The organism is Polynucleobacter sp. 39-46-10 (genome assembly GCF_002282275.1).
On sequence record NZ_NCJB01000020.1, the window covers coordinates 1 to 20,849 of the forward strand.

At 45.5% G+C, this 20,849-nt stretch carries 19 protein-coding genes; 4 read left to right on the forward strand and 15 right to left on the reverse strand.

Annotated elements, in window-relative coordinates:
* Nucleotides 1-244 precede the first annotated feature (244 nt).
* The 3 genes from B7X71_RS03520 to B7X71_RS03530 all read left to right on the forward strand — a co-directional run bounded on the left by B7X71_RS03520 (nucleotide 245) and on the right by B7X71_RS03530 (nucleotide 2,786).
* On the forward strand, nucleotides 245-1,075 hold the full coding sequence (locus B7X71_RS03520; protein WP_293597007.1) for a hypothetical protein: 831 nt from the start codon (nucleotides 245-247) through the stop codon (nucleotides 1,073-1,075).
* A 206-nt stretch (nucleotides 1,076-1,281) separates the two neighbouring features.
* Nucleotides 1,282-2,292, forward strand: coding sequence for a CorA family divalent cation transporter (locus tag B7X71_RS03525; protein ID WP_293600204.1), 1,011 nt, complete (start codon nucleotides 1,282-1,284; stop codon nucleotides 2,290-2,292).
* Nucleotides 2,293-2,561: 269 nt separating this feature from the next.
* Nucleotides 2,562-2,786: a hypothetical protein gene (locus B7X71_RS03530; RefSeq protein ID WP_293597009.1), complete on the forward strand. Its 225-nt coding sequence runs from the start codon at nucleotides 2,562-2,564 to the stop codon at nucleotides 2,784-2,786.
* A 15-nt stretch (nucleotides 2,787-2,801) separates the two neighbouring features.
* Here B7X71_RS03530 and phoR read toward each other — a convergent pair whose 3' ends face one another.
* The 11 genes from phoR to B7X71_RS03585 form a co-directional block, all read right to left on the reverse strand.
* Entirely contained in the window at nucleotides 2,802-4,004 is a 1,203-nt protein-coding gene (phoR, locus tag B7X71_RS03535; protein WP_293597010.1) for a phosphate regulon sensor histidine kinase PhoR, read from the reverse strand.
* A 158-nt stretch (nucleotides 4,005-4,162) separates the two neighbouring features.
* On the reverse strand, nucleotides 4,163-4,876 hold the full coding sequence (gene phoB / locus B7X71_RS03540; RefSeq protein WP_293597011.1) for a phosphate regulon transcriptional regulator PhoB: 714 nt from the start codon (nucleotides 4,874-4,876) through the stop codon (nucleotides 4,163-4,165).
* Between the two features lie 20 nt (nucleotides 4,877-4,896).
* Nucleotides 4,897-5,604: a phosphate signaling complex protein PhoU gene (phoU, locus tag B7X71_RS03545; protein WP_293597012.1), complete on the reverse strand. Its 708-nt coding sequence runs from the start codon at nucleotides 5,602-5,604 to the stop codon at nucleotides 4,897-4,899.
* A 12-nt stretch (nucleotides 5,605-5,616) separates the two neighbouring features.
* Nucleotides 5,617-6,453 (reverse strand): phosphate ABC transporter ATP-binding protein PstB, encoded by an 837-nt coding sequence (gene pstB, locus B7X71_RS03550; protein ID WP_293597013.1) that lies wholly within the window; start codon nucleotides 6,451-6,453, stop codon nucleotides 5,617-5,619.
* 8 nt (nucleotides 6,454-6,461) lie between these two features.
* Nucleotides 6,462-7,328, reverse strand: a complete 867-nt coding sequence (gene pstA / locus B7X71_RS03555) for a phosphate ABC transporter permease PstA (protein ID WP_293597014.1) — start codon at nucleotides 7,326-7,328, stop codon at nucleotides 6,462-6,464.
* Entirely contained in the window at nucleotides 7,325-8,311 is a 987-nt protein-coding gene (pstC, locus tag B7X71_RS03560) for a phosphate ABC transporter permease subunit PstC (protein WP_293597015.1), read from the reverse strand. Before pstC ends, pstA begins: the two co-directional genes overlap by 4 nt.
* Nucleotides 8,312-8,384: 73 nt before the next feature.
* On the reverse strand, nucleotides 8,385-9,416 hold the full coding sequence (gene pstS, locus B7X71_RS03565) for a phosphate ABC transporter substrate-binding protein PstS (protein ID WP_293597016.1): 1,032 nt from the start codon (nucleotides 9,414-9,416) through the stop codon (nucleotides 8,385-8,387).
* A gap of 118 nt (nucleotides 9,417-9,534) precedes the next feature.
* Nucleotides 9,535-10,878: a phosphoglucosamine mutase gene (glmM, locus tag B7X71_RS03570; RefSeq protein ID WP_293597017.1), complete on the reverse strand. Its 1,344-nt coding sequence runs from the start codon at nucleotides 10,876-10,878 to the stop codon at nucleotides 9,535-9,537.
* 40 nt (nucleotides 10,879-10,918) lie between these two features.
* Nucleotides 10,919-11,788: a dihydropteroate synthase gene (gene folP, locus B7X71_RS03575; RefSeq protein ID WP_293597018.1), complete on the reverse strand. Its 870-nt coding sequence runs from the start codon at nucleotides 11,786-11,788 to the stop codon at nucleotides 10,919-10,921.
* A gap of 25 nt (nucleotides 11,789-11,813) precedes the next feature.
* The gene (gene ftsH / locus B7X71_RS03580; protein ID WP_293597019.1) at nucleotides 11,814-13,691 is read right to left on the reverse strand and encodes an ATP-dependent zinc metalloprotease FtsH; all 1,878 of its coding nucleotides are present in this window, start codon (nucleotides 13,689-13,691) and stop codon (nucleotides 11,814-11,816) included.
* 127 nt (nucleotides 13,692-13,818) lie between these two features.
* The gene (locus B7X71_RS03585; protein ID WP_293597020.1) at nucleotides 13,819-14,493 is read right to left on the reverse strand and encodes an RlmE family RNA methyltransferase; all 675 of its coding nucleotides are present in this window, start codon (nucleotides 14,491-14,493) and stop codon (nucleotides 13,819-13,821) included.
* Between the two features lie 138 nt (nucleotides 14,494-14,631).
* On the opposite strand from B7X71_RS03585, the gene B7X71_RS03590 reads away from it, so the two are divergent.
* On the forward strand, nucleotides 14,632-15,258 hold the full coding sequence (locus B7X71_RS03590; RefSeq protein ID WP_293597021.1) for a YhbY family RNA-binding protein: 627 nt from the start codon (nucleotides 14,632-14,634) through the stop codon (nucleotides 15,256-15,258).
* A gap of 83 nt (nucleotides 15,259-15,341) precedes the next feature.
* On the opposite strand, the gene B7X71_RS03595 is transcribed toward B7X71_RS03590, so the two are convergent.
* The 4 genes from B7X71_RS03595 to carA are packed head-to-tail and all read right to left on the reverse strand — an operon-like array spanning nucleotide 15,342 to nucleotide 20,797.
* Nucleotides 15,342-15,827, reverse strand: coding sequence for a DUF4149 domain-containing protein (locus tag B7X71_RS03595; RefSeq protein WP_293597022.1), 486 nt, complete (start codon nucleotides 15,825-15,827; stop codon nucleotides 15,342-15,344).
* A gap of 17 nt (nucleotides 15,828-15,844) precedes the next feature.
* Entirely contained in the window at nucleotides 15,845-16,321 is a 477-nt protein-coding gene (greA, locus tag B7X71_RS03600) for a transcription elongation factor GreA (RefSeq protein ID WP_293597023.1), read from the reverse strand.
* Between the two features lie 19 nt (nucleotides 16,322-16,340).
* Nucleotides 16,341-19,604, reverse strand: coding sequence for a carbamoyl-phosphate synthase large subunit (carB, locus tag B7X71_RS03605; RefSeq protein ID WP_293597024.1), 3,264 nt, complete (start codon nucleotides 19,602-19,604; stop codon nucleotides 16,341-16,343).
* Nucleotides 19,604-20,797, reverse strand: coding sequence for a glutamine-hydrolyzing carbamoyl-phosphate synthase small subunit (gene carA, locus B7X71_RS03610; RefSeq protein ID WP_293597027.1), 1,194 nt, complete (start codon nucleotides 20,795-20,797; stop codon nucleotides 19,604-19,606). Before carA ends, carB begins: the two co-directional genes overlap by 1 nt.
* Nucleotides 20,798-20,849 lie beyond the last annotated feature (52 nt).

Below are 20,849 nucleotides of genomic sequence, written 5' to 3' on the forward strand. Positions count from 1 at the left end.
TGTTTGATATTTATACCATCCCGTGAAGGTATCTCAAGTTGACGCCGAAATAGAGTTGATAAATTGTTATCACCTTGTTTATTCATGATATTTCCCAGCAAATAATTAAAGGTCTATCTTAAGAAGTAAATATTTCAGATTCATTGCAATAACTGACTGAATTGACCAAGCAATCAGGGATCTTTGTGACATCGATTTGTAATGTTTTGCAATTAAGATCAAAAAATTTAGGCATTCAAGTTAAATGCGATCGATTGCTCTACTTCTACTGCTGATTCCGCTGGCATGCAAGGCATTTGAGCCACTGAATACAGATGATGCTGGTACGGTTCCTAAGGGTTTAAATCAGATTGAACAGTATTTTTTTACCACGGCTTCACATGGTGGTGGATCGGCTAATACCGTCGATATCATAACCCCTGGAGAAGAATACTTCGGCGGTCAAAATGCCAAAGCTTTTCCATTTACCTACACCCGCGGTGTCGCAGATAATATTGAATTATCTTTTGGTAGCACCTACTTTGCAGCTCCAAGGGGCAGCTTCTCACCATTATCCAATAAGGTAGTAGCTATGAAATGGCGGTTTGCTGAAAATGATCAGTGGGGTTTAGCAGTTAAACCAAGCATTACTTTGCCAGGATCCCCACAGCAGCAAGTTGCCGGATTAGATCTCGCTTTACCAAATTATGGCGTCAATTTGATTGCTTCACATTACTGGGATTTGGTGGAGGTTCATTTAAATGCAACGTATAACAAGTCACTCTACAACACCAATTACCAGATTGGCGCTGGTGTAACAGAAAATAGAACCAATATATGGTTCTTCTCAATGGCACCCGTTTGGAAGGTAGTAAATCATCTAAGGCTAGCCCTAGACATAGGTCTAACCACTAATCCACCGAGTACCGAACAATATCTAAGCAACTATGCTTTGGTTGCAGCGATCATATCTGCAAGCGATAGTTTAGACATTGGCATCTCATACATGAGAAGTGCGGCAAACATGGGAATCATTATGAGCAATTCAGGCATCAATGCCTCTCGTTCAGAGATCGGGTTTACATGGCGCTTTTAACTGCCAAGACGATGTTGAATATTTCGATTGCGATAGGCTACTCTGATGTCGTGCCAAATAATCAATGCTTTAATAAAAAATTGTTTCATTTAAATCTCCATAGAGTTGATCAACATATTTAACAGCCTAATCTTATCGCCCGAGTATTTCAGGCTGATGTCAAACACTTACAATAAACAAATATTTTTTTCCTTAGGAAATTCATTTTGACTTTAATTCCTACGCTCCCCTTTCCCATTAATGGTGTTGTTTTTGCTTGGGCAATGACAGCTGATGGAAGAAATTATGAAATCCCCCTGTTTGATATTGCAGATGCTCTCAATAATTCAGATTTATCAGTTTGGTTACATCTCAACTTATCTAACTCTCAAGTTCAGCGCTGGCTTAAAAACACCGCCCTCATCCCAGATCGAGTAGTAGAGATGATCGATGAGGGAGTAACTCGTAGTCGCCTGGAAAGAATTGAAAAGTTAGATGATTGCCTATTGATGGTGATGAATGATTTTGAGCAAGAGTTTGGAGATGATCTTAGTAATGGTGAGCTAGGTACTCTTTGGGCCATTCTTACTCCGCGACTCATGATCTCCTTACGAAATATCCCACTACGAACGACTGATCGCTTACGATCTGATTTACGCTCCGGTTTACTCAGTCCCCGCTCCGCAATTGAACTCTTTCATGAGCTGATTGATTTACGCGCAGAATACTTGCGAACTCTCCTCATCAATTTATCCGAAACTATGGATGACTTAGAGGAGCTGCTCCTAAAAGGCAAAGAGCTCCCTGAACATGAGTTTTTGGGCAGGATTCGAATCCAATGTAGTCGTCTGAGACGACAGTTTTCTCCCGAGTTGATTGCCTTACACCGCCTACAAAAGCGCCTGCCTTACTGGTTCTCTGAAGACGATAAATTTCGTCTCAATGAGGATTTAGAATTACTCTCGTTCTTGGTGCAGGAAATTTCTAATCTATATGATCGAGCAAAAGTGTTGCAGGATGAGCAGGCCGCTCATGTTGCCGAATTTAATGCAAGAAATCTGCAAGTCTTATCCGTTACGACCGTAATCTTCTTACCTATGACGCTCTTAACTGGCATTATGGGAATGAATATGGAGGATTTACCAGGCCTCAAAGAATCTTTTTACATCGTCATGGCGCTCATGGCCGCTGCTGGTGCGACTGTATATTTCGCCCTTAAAATCAGAAAAATTATTTAATACCGGGCCGTTAGATTGCTTAAAAAATCAGCATCTAGGGTCAGTAACCTGGCATTAGACGAGCTACTACTTGCCGCAATCCTGCGCCCCCCCCCCTGTGGCGGGAGAGGCTAACTAGAAAGGCTATTAGCGCTGATTATAGGGGTTGAACATCACCCTCAAAACTTCTTTGATTTAGATCAAAAGCCCTTCCTGAAGCCAAAAAAAGCGATTTTGTCATATTACTTTGCTAGCATTTGTCCGTTCTCACTACATTTATCCGGATACCCATGAGCGAATATAAATATGAAGATGCTGTAAAACAGCTACAAGAGTCTGGCGCTATTGGTCTACAAGACTTTAAAAATCTATCTTATGAAGACTTAAATGAGCTGCTCGAAGAAATCAAGGTGTGGTGCCTGTATGCCAATGGTAAGTTAGACAAGCTACCTAAAGAATCTAAAAAGAAAAAGTATAAAAAAGATAAGAAGGACAAAAAAGATAAGAAGGACTAAGCGACAAAAGTGTCGTTAATCTGAAATACGTTCCTTAGGGAAGCGAAGGGTAAAGGTACTGCCCTGACCGGGAGTGCTATTGATAATAAGCTGAGCTTGATGACGATTCGCAATATGTTTAACAATTGCCAGCCCCAAGCCAGTCCCGCCGGTATCTCTAGAGCGACTTCTATCTACGCGATAGAAGCGCTCAGTAAGCCGGGAAAGATGCTCAGAAGCGATACCAGGACCCGTGTCAGCTACCGAGAACTCACCCTCACCACGCTCATTTACGCACCATTTAACATGAATTGAAGCAATATCTGGCGTGTATCTGATGGCATTGGAGACCAAGTTGCCAAATGCGGAAAGAACCTCTCTCTCCTCACCCATTAGATGATTGGGACTTAAGACCTCAAAGCTAAAGGCATGACGTCCTTGAGAAAGCGCCTCTGCATCATTCTTCAACAGCACCATCAGAGTGGTAATGTTGATCTTTTCAAGAGAGGCGGGCAAGGTATTTGCCTCTAGGTTCGCTAGAGTTAATAAATCCTCCACCAAACTCTTCATTCTCTGGGCTTGAGACATCATCATTTCAAAATATTGGCTTTGCTGAGACTTCTCAAGATCTAGCGACTGCATAGTCTCTAAAAAGCCCATCAAAACCGTAATTGGCGTTCTCATTTCATGCGAAACGTTAGCCACAAAATCACGACGCATCGCATCAGCCTTCTGCAGGTCTGTAACATCTTGAACGAGCAGGAGGTGTCGCCGATCACCAAATGGGAAAATTTGCAACATCAAGCTAAGATTTGAATTTGGCCCCATCCTCTCTAACAGCAATGGATCATCAAATACTCTCTTATTGAGGTACTGAATGAATTCTGGTCTACGAATAAGAAAATTGATTCTCTGTAGAGCGTCACGCTTGAAGCTCAAGCCAAAGAAGCGCTCAGCGATGGCATTGCACCACTCAATATGATCTTCGCTATCCAGCATCACAATACCGTTAGGAGAGGCTTGAAAAGCCTCAATAAAGCGATTGTGCTGCCTTTCGATAGACAGTATTTGCTGCTTGAGATTACGGACTAAACGCTGAAGGCGAAAAAAAATCTCTTCCCAATAACCGCTTGGCAAAGGCATGGACTCAACAGAGTCGGATAAGGTAAATTTTCTTAAACGAGCTAAATTAATATAGGAATAAATCAAGGGTACTGCAAGTACAGATATTGCCGCCACAACCCCAGAAAAAGGACCCAAATTGGAGGATGCTGTATATGCCGCAAGAAAAGCCAGGCATATAAGCAGAATAAAGCGAGAAATAACAGATAACATTTGACAATCTTAGAGCATCTACTCAATTAGACCCAAAACTCTAGTCTAGAGGTCGATTTTAATTAGGTCTGGGTCGGCAGCTTCGTAATTCGATAACCGCTTCCGCGGACCGTCTCTATGTAACGATCGCAGTCCGTAAGCGTCAAAGCTGCTCTTAACCTCTTAATATGAACATCAACAGTCCGCTCCTCGATATAAACCTCATTTCCCCAAACCTTATCGAGTAAATTTGCCCGAGAATGTACCCTTTCAGGATTTGCCATCAAAAACTGTAAGAGACGATATTCAGTGGGACCTAAAGGGATAGATTGGGGCTCCCTATTGGGCCAAACAGCTGTTACACGATGGGAAAGAGGATCCATCCTCAATGGACCAACAGCCAATGGTCCAGAGTCTTCCATGGGAGTTTGACGGCGTAAAAGCGCCTTTACACGTGCAACCAACTCTTTTGGGGAGAATGGCTTGGTTACATAGTCATCTGCACCAGAATCTAAGCCTAAGACCTTATCGGACTCATCACTTTTGGCGGTAAGCATCAAAATAGGCAAGGAGCGGGTACGCTCGTTCGAGCGAAGCTCCTTGGCAAACTGAACACCTGATTTACCAGGGAGCATCCAGTCCAAGATTAAAAGAGAGGGCAACTCATCTCGCATCAAATTCATAGCGACATCAGCCTGAAGAGCCCTTTCCACTTCGAAGCCTGCATGAGTCAGATTGATCGAAATGAGCTCAGCAATCGAAGGCTCATCCTCAACAATCAATATTCGGTGAGTCATCTGGAATTCCGCTTTGGTAGTTACGGTTTATTTGCCTCGCGAACCAAATCCTCATGAGGGATATGTCGCACATCAGAGCCCTTGGCAATATAAATAACAAATTCAGCAATATTTTTTGCGTGATCACCAATACGCTCGATTGCTTTTGCAATCGTCAACATATCAAGACCCGTGGAAATAGTATGCGGATCTTCCATCATGTAGGAAATCAGCTTACGAACAAAGCCTCTGAACTCTTCATCAATCTGGCGATCTTCCTGCACAACCTCGGCAGCCGCAACGGTATCTAACCTGGCAAAGGCGTCCAAGCTACGACGCAGTAGAGAAATTGCCATCTGCCCGGATAAACGAATTTCAGCTACATTAATATTGTGAATAGCTCCAGCTTCAATTAAGCGCTTGGTTCTCTTGGCCACGCGTTCAGCTTCATCACCGGCACGCTCTAGATTAGTAATCGCTTTTGAAACAGCCATGACGAGACGAAGATCCCGTGCTGTAGGCTGACGACGGGCAATTAATTCAGTGCAAGCTAAGTCAATCTGGATCTCAAGATCATTTACAAGTTTTTCGTTCTGAATGACTACATTACAAGTATCAATATCCATTTGCGTGAATGCACGCATTGCAGTGGAGATTTGAGATTCAACAAGCCCACCCATTTCTAGTAAACGACTAGACAATGAGTTTAAGTCTGCATCAAACTGGGATGATAGGTGTTTATCTGGCATATATGTCTCCAATTAACCGAAGCGACCGGTAATGTAATCTTCTGTTTCTTTACGTTTAGGCTTGATGAATATTTCATCCGTCTTACCATACTCAATCAAGCTTCCAAGATACATATACGCAGTGTAATCGGAGACGCGTGCAGCTTGTTGCATATTATGAGTAACGATTGCAATCGTGTATTCATGCTTCAGCTCATTAATCAACTCTTCGATCTTTCCTGTAGAGATTGGATCAAGAGCCGAAGTAGGCTCATCAAGCAAGATAACGGATGGCTTAACTGCTACTCCACGAGCAATACAGAGACGCTGCTGCTGACCGCCTGAAAGAGATAAGCCACTTTGATTTAATTTATCTTTTGCTTCGTTCCAAAGCGCAGCTTTATTTAGAGCCCACTCAACTCGCTCATCCATCTCAGAGCGTGATAGCTTTTCATATAAACGCACACCAAAAGCAATATTCTCGTAAATAGACATTGGAAATGGTGTTGGCTTTTGGAATACCATCCCAATGCGCGAGCGCAACAGATTCAAATCCTGACCAGGCTCTAGGATATTTTGGCCATAGAAATTAATTTCACCTTCAGCACGTTGACCAGGATAGAGGTCATACATACGGTTTAGGGTTCTTAATAATGTTGATTTTCCACAACCAGATGGGCCAATAAAGGCGGTAACCTTACCTTGCTCAATATCGAGATTGATACCCTTTAAACCCTGAAAAGATCCATAGAAAAAATTAAGGTTACGCACTTCAAGCGCATTAACAGAATTTGTTATTACTTGATCATTATTTAATTCCACTCTAGCTCCCTGACTATCAATCTGATTTAAGTCAAACAATGTTTTCATGTCACTCATTAACTCTGAACTTTCTGACGAAATACTACTCGAGCCAAAATATTCAAAATGAGTACTGCAAATGTAATTAACAGTGAACCACCCCAAGCAAGAGCAACCCAATTGTCGTATGGGCTCATAGCAAACTGAAAAATAACAACTGGCAAATTAGCCATTGGCTTATTCATATCTACAGAGAAAAACTGGTTACTCAATGCCGTAAATAGAAGCGGCGCAGTTTCTCCACTAACACGAGCGAGCGCAAGTAATACACCAGTCATAATGCCGCTTTGAGCTGCTCTTAGAGTTACCATAAAAGCAACCTTCCATTTGGGCGTTCCTAGTGCGTAGGCAGCCTCACGCAAACTGCCAGGAACCAAGCGCAGCATATTTTCCGTAGTTCTAACAACCACAGGAATCGCAATTAATGACAGTGCGATTGTGCCTGCCCAACCAGAAAAATGCTGTACTTGGGCAACATATAAGGCATAGACAAATAAACCAATTACGATCGAAGGGGCAGAAAGCATAATATCTGTTACAAAACGCGTTAATGATGCCACCCTGCTTCGATCACCATATTCTGAAAGGTATAGACCTGCCAGAACACCGATCGGAGTACTGATCAGTGTGCAGGTGCTAACCAATAACAAACTCCCAACTATTGCATTAGAAAGCCCTCCCCCATCGGTGCCAGGAGCTGGAGTGCTAGCTAAAAACATATTGAGATTTATAGCCGAAAATCCCTTTATAAACAAAATACTCAGAATCCAAATCAGGCTAGTCATTCCAAGAGCCATCGCAACCATAGACAGGGCGAGACCAATCTTATTGGCACGCTTTCTTCTTGAAAAAATTCCTTGATCGACATTAGCACTCATCTTCATGTTTTAAGTCCTTGTTTTTTTTCCATATTGATTAACATCCATTTAGCAATAGCCAAAACAACAAAGGTAATAAAGAAAAGTGCAAGACCCAATGCAAATAATGAGGAGTAGTGAAGGCCTGCCTCAGCCTCACCAAACTGATTAGCTAACGTTGAAGCAATTGAGCTTCCTGGAGCAAATAATGAAGGTGAAATGCGCTGGGCATTACCAATCACGAAGGTGACTGCCATTGTCTCTCCAAGCGCTCTTCCGAGGCCAAGCATTATTCCGCCAATCACGCCAGCCTTTGTGTATGGGAGCACAATATTTTTCACCACCTCCCAAGTAGTGCATCCTATTCCATATGCAGACTCTTTGAGGACTGGAGGAACAATATCAAACACATCACGCATCACCGAAGCAATAAAAGGCAAAATCATTAGCGCCAAAATTAAGCCAGCACATAACATTCCAATGCCGTTAGGCGAACCAGAAAATAGAATCCCAATAAGAGGTATGTTCCCCAATGTAGCTTGGAGGAATGGTTGAATGTAGTCTCCAAAAATTGGGGCAAAAACAAATAGACCAAACATGCCATAAATGATTGAGGGAACAGCAGCCAATAATTCAATCGCCGTTCCAAGTGGGCGACGAAGCTGTGGCGGGCAAATTTCAGTCAGAAAAAAGGCAATGCCGAAGCTTAAAGGCACCGCAATTAAGAGTGCAATCACGGATGAGACTACGGTACCGTAAATAGCAATCAGACCACCAAACTCTCCACCAACAATATCCCACTGGGATGTGAAGAAAAATTGGGGGCCAAACTCATGCAGAGCAGGCCAAGCATTAATGAATAAAGAAATAATGATTCCCAATAAAGCAAAAAGCACTGAAAGGGAAAAAAATTGAGTAATACGATGGAATAAAAAATCCTGAACTAGCTGTAGACGCGCAATTTTTGTTGCTAAAGCTGAAGGTGCGCCAGAAGATTCCAAGGTGTTCATAAAATATTCAGATCCAGAAAATTTAAAACGACCCTATTAACAGGGTCGTTTTAATAGTTACTGCAAATTAAAATTACTTCGCGTCAACTTGGGACCAAACTTGCTTACGAATGTAATCTACAGTCGCATCAGGCATAGGCACATAGTCTAAATCTGAAGCAGCTTTCTTACCATCTTTAAATGAATAGTCAAAGAATTTCAATACTGCAGCGGCTTGAGCCTTATTTTCTGGCTTTTTGTAGACCACTACAAAAGTTGCACCTGTGATTGGCCATGCTTTTGCGCCAGGAGCGTATGTAATGAAGGTATTCATTCCAGGGAACTTAGACCAATCGGTACCAGCTGATGCGGCAGCAAATGCTTCAGATGTAGGTGAAACCATTACGCCATCAGCATTTTTAACTTGGGTATAGCTCAGGTTATTCTTTTTGGCATAAGCGTATTCAACATAACCAATCGAATTTTTGATACGGGCAACGTTAGCAGCAACACCTTCGTTACCTTTTCCACTAACAGTAGAAGCAGCCGGCCATTTCACTTGGGCACCAAAACCTACGGCATCCTTAAAGTTGCTACTTGCTTTAGATAAAAAGCTTGTGAAAATAGCTGTTGTACCAGAGCCATCAGCGCGGGTTACAACGGTAATTGGACCTGAAGGGATCTTCATACCAGGGTTTAACAGAGCAACGCGTTTGTCGCTCCAGTCAGTAACTGAACCTTGGAAAATATCCGACAATAAGTCGCCAGACAGCTTCAACTGACCAGGCTTCACGCCATCAATATTAACCACGGCAACTACACCGCCAATAATCGCTGGAAATTGCACCATACCATGTTGCTCGAGTTCTTCGAACTTCATTGGAGCATCGGTAGCACCGAAATCGACTGTTTTCGCTTTAATTTGCTTGATACCACCACCAGAACCAATAGATTGGTAGTTAAGACTATCGCCGCTTTTAGCTTTGTAAGACTCAGCCCATTTGCTGAGAACTGGATAGATGAAAGAAGAACCGGCGCCTGTCATTTCAGTTGCCATTGCGGCACTTGAGCCCAATGACAAAGCAACGGCACCAGCAACTAAGGCATTTTTAAATACGAGTTTCATTTGTAAGCGTCCTTGATAGATGTAGTCTTGAATACTGCTAGCTATGAACAATACGTTTCAAGTATTACGCTTTTATGACACAGGATTTAAATAAATAAAGTTCATTTAATTCAATGAGTTAAGTCGTTGGGACCAAGTTCGCAATGTCCTTGGCTGAGCTCATGGCTAGTTTACTATCTTGAGCCTCTACCATGACCCTTAGGACAGGTTCTGTGCCTGAGGCACGAATAAGCACCCTGCCCCTGCCTTTGAGATCACTCTCAACCTGGCTAATCTTCGATTTGAGGGTATTGTCTGACTTCCAATCGTACCCCGCCCTGAATTTGATATTCAGAAGTGCCTGGGGGAAGATCTTGACTGCATCTAAAAGTTCGGCCAAGCTCTTCTTGGTCTGGCTCATGGCAGCTAGCACCTGCAGCGCGGCGATGGTGCCATCACCGGTTGAGTGTTGATCCAAACAAAGTAAATGGCCTGAACCTTCGCCACCGATAATCCAGCCTTTTTGTTTGAGTAGCTCTAAGACATAACGATCGCCTACATTAGCACGTTCAAATCCAATACCCAAGCCTTTAATAGCATTTTCTACGGCGAGGTTGGTCATCAAGGTACCCACCACTCCACCTATAGCTTGGCCGCGCTCGATGCGATCTTTTGCTAGTACGTATAAAAGCTCATCGCCATTAAACAACCTACCAGAAGCATCGACCATTTGCAGTCGGTCTGCATCACCATCCAAGGCGATACCGAGATCTGCTTTGGTTTCTTTAACTTTAGCAATTAAAGCTGCTGGCGCTGTCGCACCAAAGCCGTCATTAATGTTTCGGCCATCTGGATGAACGCCAATTGAAATCACTTCAGCACCCAGTTCATGAAAGACATGCGGTGCAGTGTGATACGCAGCACCATGTGCGCAATCGACAACCAACTTCATGCCTTTGAGATTTAACTCGCCCGGAAAGGTGGATTTGCAGAATTCAATGTAACGGCCTGCAGCATCGTCTATACGAAATGCTTTACCCAGCTCCTTTGAGCTGACACAGCCCATCGGCTTAGCAAGCTCAGCTTCAATTGCTAGTTCAAACTCATCGCTTAACTTGCCACCTTCAGCGGAGAAGAATTTAATGCCGTTATCTTGATAGGCGTTATGTGATGCTGAAATTACTACGCCTGCAGATAAGCGCAAGGCTTTAGTGAGATAAGCAACACCAGGAGTAGGCATTGGTCCGCACAACATGACATCAACACCGGCAGCAGCAAAACCAGCCTCTAAGGCAGCTTCTAATAAATAACCAGAAACACGGGTATCTTTACCAATCAAAATCTTGCAGCGCTCACCCGGTTTTGACTGACTACTTAGTACTTTGCCTGCGGCATAGCCAAGACGCGTAATGAACTCCGGAACAATCGGGAATTGCCCCACTTCACCACGGATGCCATCAGTACCAAAGTATTGTTTTTTCATGGGCTTGATTATAAAACTTGTGGGTATTTAGCCAAGCAAGTTAACTCTGGATAGCTTCCCAGAGCTTTAAGGAGTCTACCGTCTCCTGAGCATCATGCACGCGGATGATACGAGCACCACGATCAGCAGCCAGGATGGCAGCTGCAACACTCAGCGCTATACGGTCATTGGTGTCACGACCAGTTAACTTACCCAACATCGATTTACGAGAAATTCCGGCCAATACCGGATAAGCCAATTCGGAAAATTGATCAAAATCAGCCAGCATCTTGAGGTTGTGTTCAAGACTTTTTCCAAACCCAAAGCCAGGGTCGATGGCAATTCTGTTTTGAGCGACGCCTTGATTCTCTAGCAAGGAGGCACGCTCCTGTAAAAATACTTTTACCTCGGCAATCACATCTTGATAATTGGGATTAAATTGCATCGTTTGTGGATCACGCTGCATATGCATTAAAACAATACCGCACTGTTTATCTGGATTGCTCTTATCACTCTCGATGACAGCATCTACTGCGCCCTCTTGTCGCAATGCCCAGATGTCATTAACGCAATCCACTCCAGCATTGAGTGCCTGACGCATGGTCTCAGCCTTATAGGTATCAATCGACAAAGCAAGGCCGCAATCTTTTAAGGCCTCAATCACTGGCAAGACGCGATCTAATTCTTCCTGCAATGACACCGGCTCGGCGCCTGGGCGAGTTGATTCACCGCCGATATCAATCATATCTACCCCATTAGCAATCATGCGCTCTGCTCGAGCAATCGCATCACTTGGGGTTCTGAACTTGCCACCATCCGAGAAGGAGTCTGGCGTGGCATTCAGAATACCCATCACTATTGGGCGCTGACGTTTACTGAAGTCAAAAAGAAAACGCCCGCAACGCCATGTTGCGGGCAGTGCTTGCTTCATCACCTTGCTGTTAGCTTGAGGCTAATTAAGCAGTCGCTGGAGCAGCGCCTGCTGCAGGACCTGGCGTTCCAGCTGAATTACCAAACTGGGTTGCTGGTGGTGGCTTAGGTGCACGTGGTGGACGACCTTCCATGATGTCGGTAATCTGCTCAGCATCAATGGTTTCCCATTCAAGCAAAGCAGCAACCATGGCTTCAACCTTGTCACGGTTTTGCTCCAGGATCGATCTTGCCAAGGCGTACTGACTATCGACCAATGCACGAATCTCTGCATCCACCTTTTGTTGGGTCAACTCAGAAACAGTCTTTGAGCTAGTGCGACCAAACATGCTTTCAGATTCGGTATCGACATACACCATCGTGCCCAAGCTATCACTCATACCGTAGCGAGTCACCATATCACGGGCCATTTTGGTAGCACGCTCGAAGTCATTGGATGCACCAGTGCTCATGGAATGCAAGAAGACTTCTTCAGCAGCACGACCGCCAAACAAAATCGCCAACTCTTCCATCATGCGATCTTTGTACAAGTTCACGCGATCAAATTCTGGCAACTGCCAAGTAACACCAAGTGCCATACCGCGCGGCATGATGGTGACCTTATGTACTGGATCAGCCTTAGGCAACACCTTAGCAACCACAGCATGACCAGACTCGTGATACGCCGTATTACGACGCTCTTCTTCACGCATTACTGCAGACTTGCGCTCAGGACCCATATAAATCTTATCTTTTGCATCTTCGAAGTCTTTCATATCAACGGCACGCTTGTTGCGACGTGCTGCAAACAAGGCAGATTCGTTGACCAGGTTTGCTAAATCTGCACCCGAGAAACCAGGCGTGCCACGTGCCAATACAGCCGCATCCACATCCGGATCAATCGGAACTTTACGCATGTGTACTTGCAAGATTTGCTCGCGACCGCGAATGTCTGGCAAGCCAACGTGTACTTGACGGTCGAAACGACCTGGACGCAATAAAGCGCGATCCAAGACATCGGAACGGTTGGTAGCGGCAACAACGATCACACCGCTATTGCTTTCAAAACCATCCATCTCTACCAGCATTTGGTTGAGAGTTTGTTCGCGCTCATCATTACCGCCACCCATGCCGGCGCCGCGATGACGACCAACCGCATCGATCTCATCAATAAAGATGATGCAAGGGGAATTTTTCTTGGCGTTCTCGAACATGTCACGCACACGTGATGCGCCGACACCAACAAACATCTCTACAAAGTCTGAGCCAGAGATAGAAAAGAATGGCACTTTTGCTTCGCCCGCAATCGCACGAGCCAACAAGGTCTTACCAGTTCCTGGAGGGCCTACTAGTAATACGCCATGCGGAATACGGCCGCCGAGCTTTTGAAACTTTTGCGGATCTTTTAGGAAGTCAACAATCTCAAAGACCTCTTCTTTCGCTTCATCGCAACCAGCGACATCAGCAAAAGTAACAGTATTACTATTCTCATCAATTAAGCGCGCTTTGGATTTGCCGAAAGAGAATGCTCCACCCTTACCGCCGCCCTGCATCTGACGCATCATGAAGAACCAGAAACCGATAATCAATAAAGTGGGTCCAAGGTAATACAAAGCAGAAACCAACATGTTTGGTTCATCATCCGCTTTACCAGTAACTTGGACACCGTACTTCATTAAATCGCCAACCATCCAAATATCTCCTGGGGAGATGATGGAATATTTGTTACCGTCATTTGGGATAACTTGCAGAGTACGGCCTTGCACATCAACTCGTTTGACTTTGCCAGCTTTGGCATCGTCCATGAATTGAGAATACGTGACTTGAGTCTGATCCTTTGGCTTGTCGAACTGTTTAAAAACAGTAAACAGCACCAGACCCACAATGAGCCACACACCGACTTTTTGCAACATATTGCTATTCAAAAGGAGACCTTTGCCGGATTAATCCGGGAGTTAAAGCGGATTGCTATATCTAAGTATTTGATTCTACTACCAGCCTTTTTCAAGGGCTGAGAGCCAATTTATTTAATAAACCCCTACTTTTAGGGGGTTATTTAGGTAGTTTGAGGTCTCGGCCAAGTAAAAAGATTTCCGAGGACTTCGCTCTAGAGGCTTTTGGCTTTCTGGAGGCCACGGTTTTGAACACCTTTTTAAAGGATTCCACAATTTGGCTGTAGCCACTGCCGTTGAAGCACTTAATGAGTAAGGCACCTTCTGGTTTGAGGTGCTGGACTGAAAAATCCAGGGCAATTTCTGCCAGAAAAGCCATGCGGGCTGCATCTGCCACACCTACCCCAGAGAGATTGGGTGCCATATCCGACATGACGAGATCAACTTTTCCATCTGCATCGGCTGGCAAAAGCGCCTCAAGCGCCTTTAAGCCCTCATCTTCACGAAAATCCCCCTGAATAAAAGAGACGTCCGCAATATCTTCCATCGGCAGAATATCAATCGCAATAATGGTTCCATCCGGCTTACCAGATTCAATATTCGGATTATTTTTACCTAGCTCAGTCAGGCGATTACGGGCGTACTGAGACCAGCTCCCAGGAGCGCTCCCGAGATCCACAATAGTCATACCTGCTTTGATGAGTCGGTCTTGCTCGTCTATCTCACTCAACTTATAGACAGCTCGTGCGCGATAACCCTCTTTTTGGGCCATCTTCACGTACGGATCATTTAAGTGATCCTGCAACCAACTTTTATTAAATTTATTCTTTGCCACAACTTACCCACTTTCGACGTTTATTTTCCTTGTTTATGCCCTACAAGGCAAAAGGAATCGACGTAAAACATCTTGATATGAGTCTATATGGGGCCGAAAGCCCTGTTTTACAAGCCCTAATGCTCTATCATCGAGGCCATGACTGCACTTACTATTACCCCAGCCCAACGTAAATCCCTTAAAGCCGACGCTCATGGACTGAGTCCAATTGTCATGATTGGTAGCGATGGCCTGACTCCTGCGGTCATCAAAGAGGCTAAGTTATCTATTTCTCATCACGGTTTGATCAAAGTTCGTGTATTCGGCGACGATCGTGACGCACGTATTGCCATCTATGAAGAGCTTTGCGACAAACTCGGCGCAGCGCCAGTTCAGCATATCGGAAAATTGCTCGTACTTTGGAAACCGATTGATATTGTTGATGCGGCCCTCTCCAACTTAGGAAGATCCAGCAAGCAAACCAAGAAATCATTGCAAGCACCTCGCACTAAGCGCCAACCGAATCGCGTTGTTGCAAAAGTCGGTGTTCGCACCAGCACCTCCGAGAGATCAGATCGACGCTCCGCTGCTAGCAAGTCGCCATTTGAAAGAGCGGCTGCAGTAAAAAACGCTGCCCCAAAGAAACGTGTTCTACGTGCCGATGCTGCTGAGTCTAAAATTGGCTGGTCATCACCAGGCTACCGCAAGGCAGTTGCAGCACCTGCGCCAATCAAGAAACGTAAGGCACGTATGAGCAGTACGAAGAAGAAATCATTGGGCTCTTGATACGCAGGGTATTGAAGATGCTCCCCAGAAAAACGCCGCTAATCGGCGTTTTTTATTACTTACCTCTTGTATTGCTTCTTAACTCACCTCTTAGTAAGTCGCCAGACCAAGAAGATTCCCAGAAGACTCTGCAGCATAAATAGAATGCTAGAGGCACCATGCAGCCTGCCGAATAAAGTAGCTGATGGAGAAACCATGACGGGCATGCCTTGCGCTAAAGCATTATCTCTGAGGGTGTTCATCCAAGGGATAAAGATAAAGGCTGCTGCAATAGAACATAGCAGCATTGCCAATAAAAGCCAGCGAATGAGTCTAAATTGATTGAGGCCACGATTTACTAAGAGATTGGCTAAGACCATTAGACCAATACACACGATCAAGCTCAGGTAGGCCTCTAGCTTAAAGATGCTGCCAGCCACCATGCCGGCAGCTTGACGATCAGTCATGGTGCTAAAAATGGCTGGGGCAACTAAATAACCCACAGCAAGCAAGCCTCCAACCCATAAGCCCGCAATCAAAATGAAGAGTCTTTGAGCGCCCACATGAGTCGGAGTCCCTAAAGTCTGCATGTTGATTCTGGTTTGTATTAGAGGTAACGAACCGCGAGAATCTCTACTTCACGATTACCGCCCGGAGCCTGAACAGCAACAACGTCGCCCTCTTCTTTGCTGATTAAAGCGCGGGCAATCGGAGAGCTAATCGAGATCTTATTTAAAGCAATATCAGCTTCATCATCACCAACGATCTGATAAGTTAGCTTAGTGCCATCTTCTAAGTCTTCAAGATCTACAGTCGCACCAAAAACCACTCGACCATTAACATCCAAAGTGGCTGGATCAATGATTTGCGCTGCAGAGAGCTTGCCTTCAAGCTCCTGAATGCGGCCTTCAATAAAGCCTTGCTTCTCTTTAGCAGCATCATACTCAGCGTTCTCAGAAAGATCGCCCTGTGCACGCGCTTCAGAAATGGCATTAATCACTGATGGGCGCTCTTCATGCTTTAAGCGATGCAACTCTTCCTTGAGGAGCTCTGCGCCACGCTTAGTAATGGGAATTGTGTTCATGCTTCTAACCTAACTTAAATTAATTGAGCGTCTTATGCAGATTCTGCAATGAATACACCTCAAGAGACTCTTTATTACCGTTTTGCGACGTCATCAAACCGTCCATCACTGCGCGTGCCGCACTAATCGTGGTGTAGTAAGTCACATTATTGGCCTGAGCACTCGTACGAATAGAGCGTGAATCTGCGATTGCTGTGCGAGTCTCATCAACAGTAGTAAATACAAGTGAGATCTCACCATTCTTGATCAAGTCAACAATATGTGGACGACCATCTTTTACTTTATTGACTACGCGCACCGGTAAACCTGCTGCTTCAATCGCTGCGGCAGTACCTTTGGTAGCTACCATGGGGAAGCCCAATTGATGCAAGAGCTTAGCCACTTCAACTGCCTTAGGCTTATCGCTATCTTTTACCGTCAACACCACGGTGCCACTCTTAGGCAACTTAATACCAGCACCTAACTGAGATTTGAAGAGTGCTTCACCGAAAGTCTTACCCACACCCATCACTTCACCAGTAGAGCGCATCTCTGGTCCAAGGATTGGATCAATGCCCGGGAACTTATTGAATGGGAATACCGCTTCTTTAACTGAATAGTACACAGGCTTCACTTCAGCCTTGATACCTTGCTGATCTAAAGTCTGACCCACCATGCAGCGTGCTGCAATCTTGGCTAACTGCAAACCAGTCGCCTTGGATACGAATGGCACTGTTCGAGAGGCGCGTGGGTTTACCTCGAGCACATAGATGACATCTTTGCCATCGACATTCTGAATCGCAAACTGCACGTTCATCAAACCAACCACATTCAGGCCTTTGGCCATTGCCGCTGTTTGACGTTTGATTTCTGCAATCGTCTCATCAGACAAGGAATACGGTGGTAATGAACAGGCAGAGTCACCCGAGTGCACGCCAGCTTGCTCAATATGCTCCATCACACCACCGATAAATACACGCTGACCATCACTAATACAGTCGACGTCGCACTCAATCGCATCGTTTAAGAAGCGATCTAGCAGCACTGGTGAGTCATGAGATACCTTAACCGCTTCACGCATGTAGCGCTCGAGATCACGACCATCATGAACGATTTCCATGGCGCGACCACCCAGAACATAAGAAGGACGCACCACCAATGGATAACCAATTTCTTCGGCAAGCTTGAGAGCCTCGTCTTCTGCACGTGCAGTACGGTTAGGCGGCTGACGCAGATTCAACTCATGCAATAACTTTTGGAAGCGCTCGCGATCCTCTGCAGCATCAATCATGTCTGGTGATGTGCCAATGATAGGCACGCCGTTTGCTTCGAGATCCAATGCCAACTTCAAAGGCGTCTGACCACCGTACTGCACGATCACACCTTTTGGCTTTTCAATGGCAACGATCTCTAAAACATCTTCCAGAGTCAATGGCTCAAAATACAATCGATCCGATGTGTCATAGTCGGTAGAAACTGTTTCTGGGTTGCAGTTCACCATGATGGTTTCATAACCATCTTCGCGCATTGCAAGGGCAGCATGAACGCAGCAATAATCAAACTCGATACCTTGACCAATACGGTTTGGACCACCGCCAAGCACCATGATCTTATCTTTGGTAGTTGGCTGGGATTCGCACTCACCATGCTCTGCTTCGTATGTGGAATACAGATACGCTGTGTTTGTAGAGAACTCAGCCGCGCAGGTATCTACCCGCTTGTAGACAGGCACTACTTTAAGGCGATGACGTGCTGCACGAACGGAGGAAGCGTCCACTCCCAACAACTTCGCTAAACGACGGTCTGAAAAACCTTTTTGCTTGATGAAACGCAACTCAGGCGCTGACAAACTATCGATCTTGCGCTGCTTGAGCTCGGTTTCTATAGTGATGAGCTCTTCGATTTGCTCCAAGAACCAAGGATCTACCTTAGTCTCGTTGTAAACCTCATCAAGACCCATACCCATACGGAAAGCGTCTGCTAAATACCAAATACGGTCTGGACCAGGCTCGCCGATTTCTTGAATGATGTCGTCTAGATCCGTAGACACTTCATCCAAACCATCTACGCCGACCTCTAGGCCACGCAGTGCTTTTTGGAATGACTCTTGGAAAGTGCGACCGATTGCCATCACTTCGCCAACTGACTTCATCTGCGTTGTTAAGCGAGAATCCGCTTGCGGGAACTTCTCAAACGCAAAACGTGGAATCTTCGTTACAACATAGTCGATGGATGGCTCAAAGGATGCTGGAGTAGCGCCGCCAGTAATATCGTTCTTCAGCTCATCTAATGTGTAACCTACGGCCAACTTTGCAGCAATCTTGGCGATTGGAAAACCCGTTGCTTTAGAGGCCAATGCCGATGAACGTGAAACACGTGGGTTCATCTCAATCACAATCATGCGACCATCGACTGGGTTAATGGAGAACTGGACGTTTGATCCACCAGTATCCACACCAATCTCACGCAATACCGCAATCGAGGCATTTCGTAGAATTTGATACTCTTTATCCGTCAATGTTTGCGCTGGGGCAACAGTGATTGAGTCACCAGTGTGCACACCCATTGGGTCTAAGTTTTCGATTGAGCAAACGATGATGCAGTTATCGGCACGGTCACGCACCACTTCCATCTCGAACTCTTTCCAACCCAAGAGAGACTCTTCAATTAAGAGTTCACGGGTCGGCGATAAATCTAAGCCGCGTTTGCAGATCTCTTCAAACTCTTCACGGTTGTAAGCAATACCACCACCAGATCCACCCATGGTGAATGAAGGACGAATCACCACCGGGAAACCTAAGCTGCCAGTTTCTTTCTGAATACGTTGCTGGACTTCATGGGCTTCATCCATAGAATGCGCAATGCCAGACTTCGCAGAACCGAGACCAATCTTGGTCATCGCATCTTTAAACTTTTGACGGTCTTCTGCTTTATCAATCGCTTCTGGTGAAGCGCCAATTAATTCGCAACCGTATTTCTCGAGAACACCATGGCGATGCAAATCAAGTGCACAGTTCAAAGCAGTTTGACCACCCATCGTTGGCAAAATAGCATCCGGTTTCTCGGTGGCAATAATGCGCTCTACTACTTCCCAAGTAATTGGCTCGATGTAAGTTACATCAGCCATCTCTGGGTCAGTCATGATGGTTGCAGGGTTACTGTTCACCAAAATAACTTTGTAACCTTCGTCACGTAAAGCTTTGCAAGCCTGCGCACCGGAATAGTCAAACTCACAAGCCTGTCCAATGACGATTGGACCTGCACCAATAATCAGGATGCTCTTAATGTCGCTACGCTTAGGCATTATTTGCCTCCCTTATTGCTAACAGCGGTAGCATTCATCAGCTCCACAAAACGATCAAATAAATAGGCAATGTCATGAGGGCCAGGTGAGGCCTCAGGGTGACCTTGGAAACACAAAGCGGGCTTATCTTTCCAAGCCAAACCTTGTAGTGATCCGTCAAATAAAGAAACGTGCGTGACACGAATGTTGTCAGGCAGGGTATTTGCGTCTACTGCAAAACCATGATTCTGAGAGGTAATCGCTACGCGCCCAGTATCCAAATCTTTTACAGGGTGGTTTGCACCGTGGTGACCAAACTTCATCTTCAAAGTTTTAGCGCCAGCAGCTAAACCCATAATCTGGTGACCCAAACAAATACCGAATGTTGGAACACCCTTTTCGATAATATCTTTTGCAGCAGCAATCGCGTAATCGCAAGGGCCAGGATCTCCGGGGCCATTTGAGAAGAACACACCATCTGGGTTCATCGCCAATACTTCAGCAGCGCTAGTTTGTGCAGGCACAACCATGAGTTCGCAGCCACGCTCTGTGAGCATGCGCAAAATGTTGCGCTTCACACCAAAGTCATAAGCAACCACTTTCTTGATTGGCTTGCTAGCATCTAAAGTTCTGTATGCAGGCTTGCCGTCAGGGCCATGTAGATCCCATTCAGCTTCGCGCCATTGGTAAGGAGTTTTTGTTGTAACGACTTTGGCGAGATCTAAACCAGCCATGCCTGGGAAGGCCTTAGCCAACTCCAAGGCTTTCTTGCCAAGAGCCTCTACATCATCCCCCATCTTGCCAGCGACGATCGCGCCAGACTGAGCGCCTTTATCGCGCAAGATACGAGTGAGTTTGCGAGTATCGATACCAGAAATGCCGACTACCCCTGCTTTAGTCAGGTAGCTATCGAGGCTTTCTTCAGAGCGGAAATTGGATACGCGCTTGGAGAGGTCTTTTACGACCAAACCAGCTGCATGTATTTGATCCGACTCCGCGTCTTGACCGTTCACACCCACGTTGCCGATGTGCGGATAGGTCAAGGTCACGATTTGGCGAGAGTAACTAGGATCAGTAATGATCTCTTGATAGCCAGTAAGTGCGGTATTGAAAACGACTTCGCCGGTAGTTTCGCCAGGGGCGCCAATACTAAGACCGGGAAATACGGTGCCGTCGGCTAGAGCCAACACGGCGGGAGGAAAAGAAGGAAGCAAGGGTGACAAACCATCTCCAGTCCCTGCTCCATCCGACGCTCAACACCCCAAA

Bases quoted from the DNA above. Each gene is read 5' to 3' on its own strand.
- B7X71_RS03520 (WP_293597007.1), top strand. From the start codon at position 245: ATGCGATCGATTGCTCTACTTCTACTGCTGATTCCGCTGGCATGCAAG.
- B7X71_RS03530 (WP_293597009.1), top strand. From the start codon at position 2,562: ATGAGCGAATATAAATATGAAGATGCTGTAAAACAGCTACAAGAGTCT.
- pstB (WP_293597013.1), bottom strand. From the start codon at position 6,453: ATGAAAACATTGTTTGACTTAAATCAGATTGATAGTCAGGGAGCTAGA.
- B7X71_RS03595 (WP_293597022.1), bottom strand. From the start codon at position 15,827: ATGCAGACTTTAGGGACTCCGACTCATGTGGGCGCTCAAAGACTCTTC.
- phoU (WP_293597012.1), bottom strand. From the start codon at position 5,604: ATGCCAGATAAACACCTATCATCCCAGTTTGATGCAGACTTAAACTCA.
- B7X71_RS03590 (WP_293597021.1), top strand. From the start codon at position 14,632: ATGACTGCACTTACTATTACCCCAGCCCAACGTAAATCCCTTAAAGCC.
- pstS (WP_293597016.1), bottom strand. From the start codon at position 9,416: ATGAAACTCGTATTTAAAAATGCCTTAGTTGCTGGTGCCGTTGCTTTG.
- pstC (WP_293597015.1), bottom strand. From the start codon at position 8,311: ATGAACACCTTGGAATCTTCTGGCGCACCTTCAGCTTTAGCAACAAAA.
- folP (WP_293597018.1), bottom strand. From the start codon at position 11,788: ATGAAGCAAGCACTGCCCGCAACATGGCGTTGCGGGCGTTTTCTTTTT.
- pstA (WP_293597014.1), bottom strand. From the start codon at position 7,328: ATGAAGATGAGTGCTAATGTCGATCAAGGAATTTTTTCAAGAAGAAAG.
- greA (WP_293597023.1), bottom strand. From the start codon at position 16,321: ATGAACACAATTCCCATTACTAAGCGTGGCGCAGAGCTCCTCAAGGAA.
- phoB (WP_293597011.1), bottom strand. From the start codon at position 4,876: ATGACTCACCGAATATTGATTGTTGAGGATGAGCCTTCGATTGCTGAG.
- glmM (WP_293597017.1), bottom strand. From the start codon at position 10,878: ATGAAAAAACAATACTTTGGTACTGATGGCATCCGTGGTGAAGTGGGG.
- carB (WP_293597024.1), bottom strand. From the start codon at position 19,604: ATGCCTAAGCGTAGCGACATTAAGAGCATCCTGATTATTGGTGCAGGT.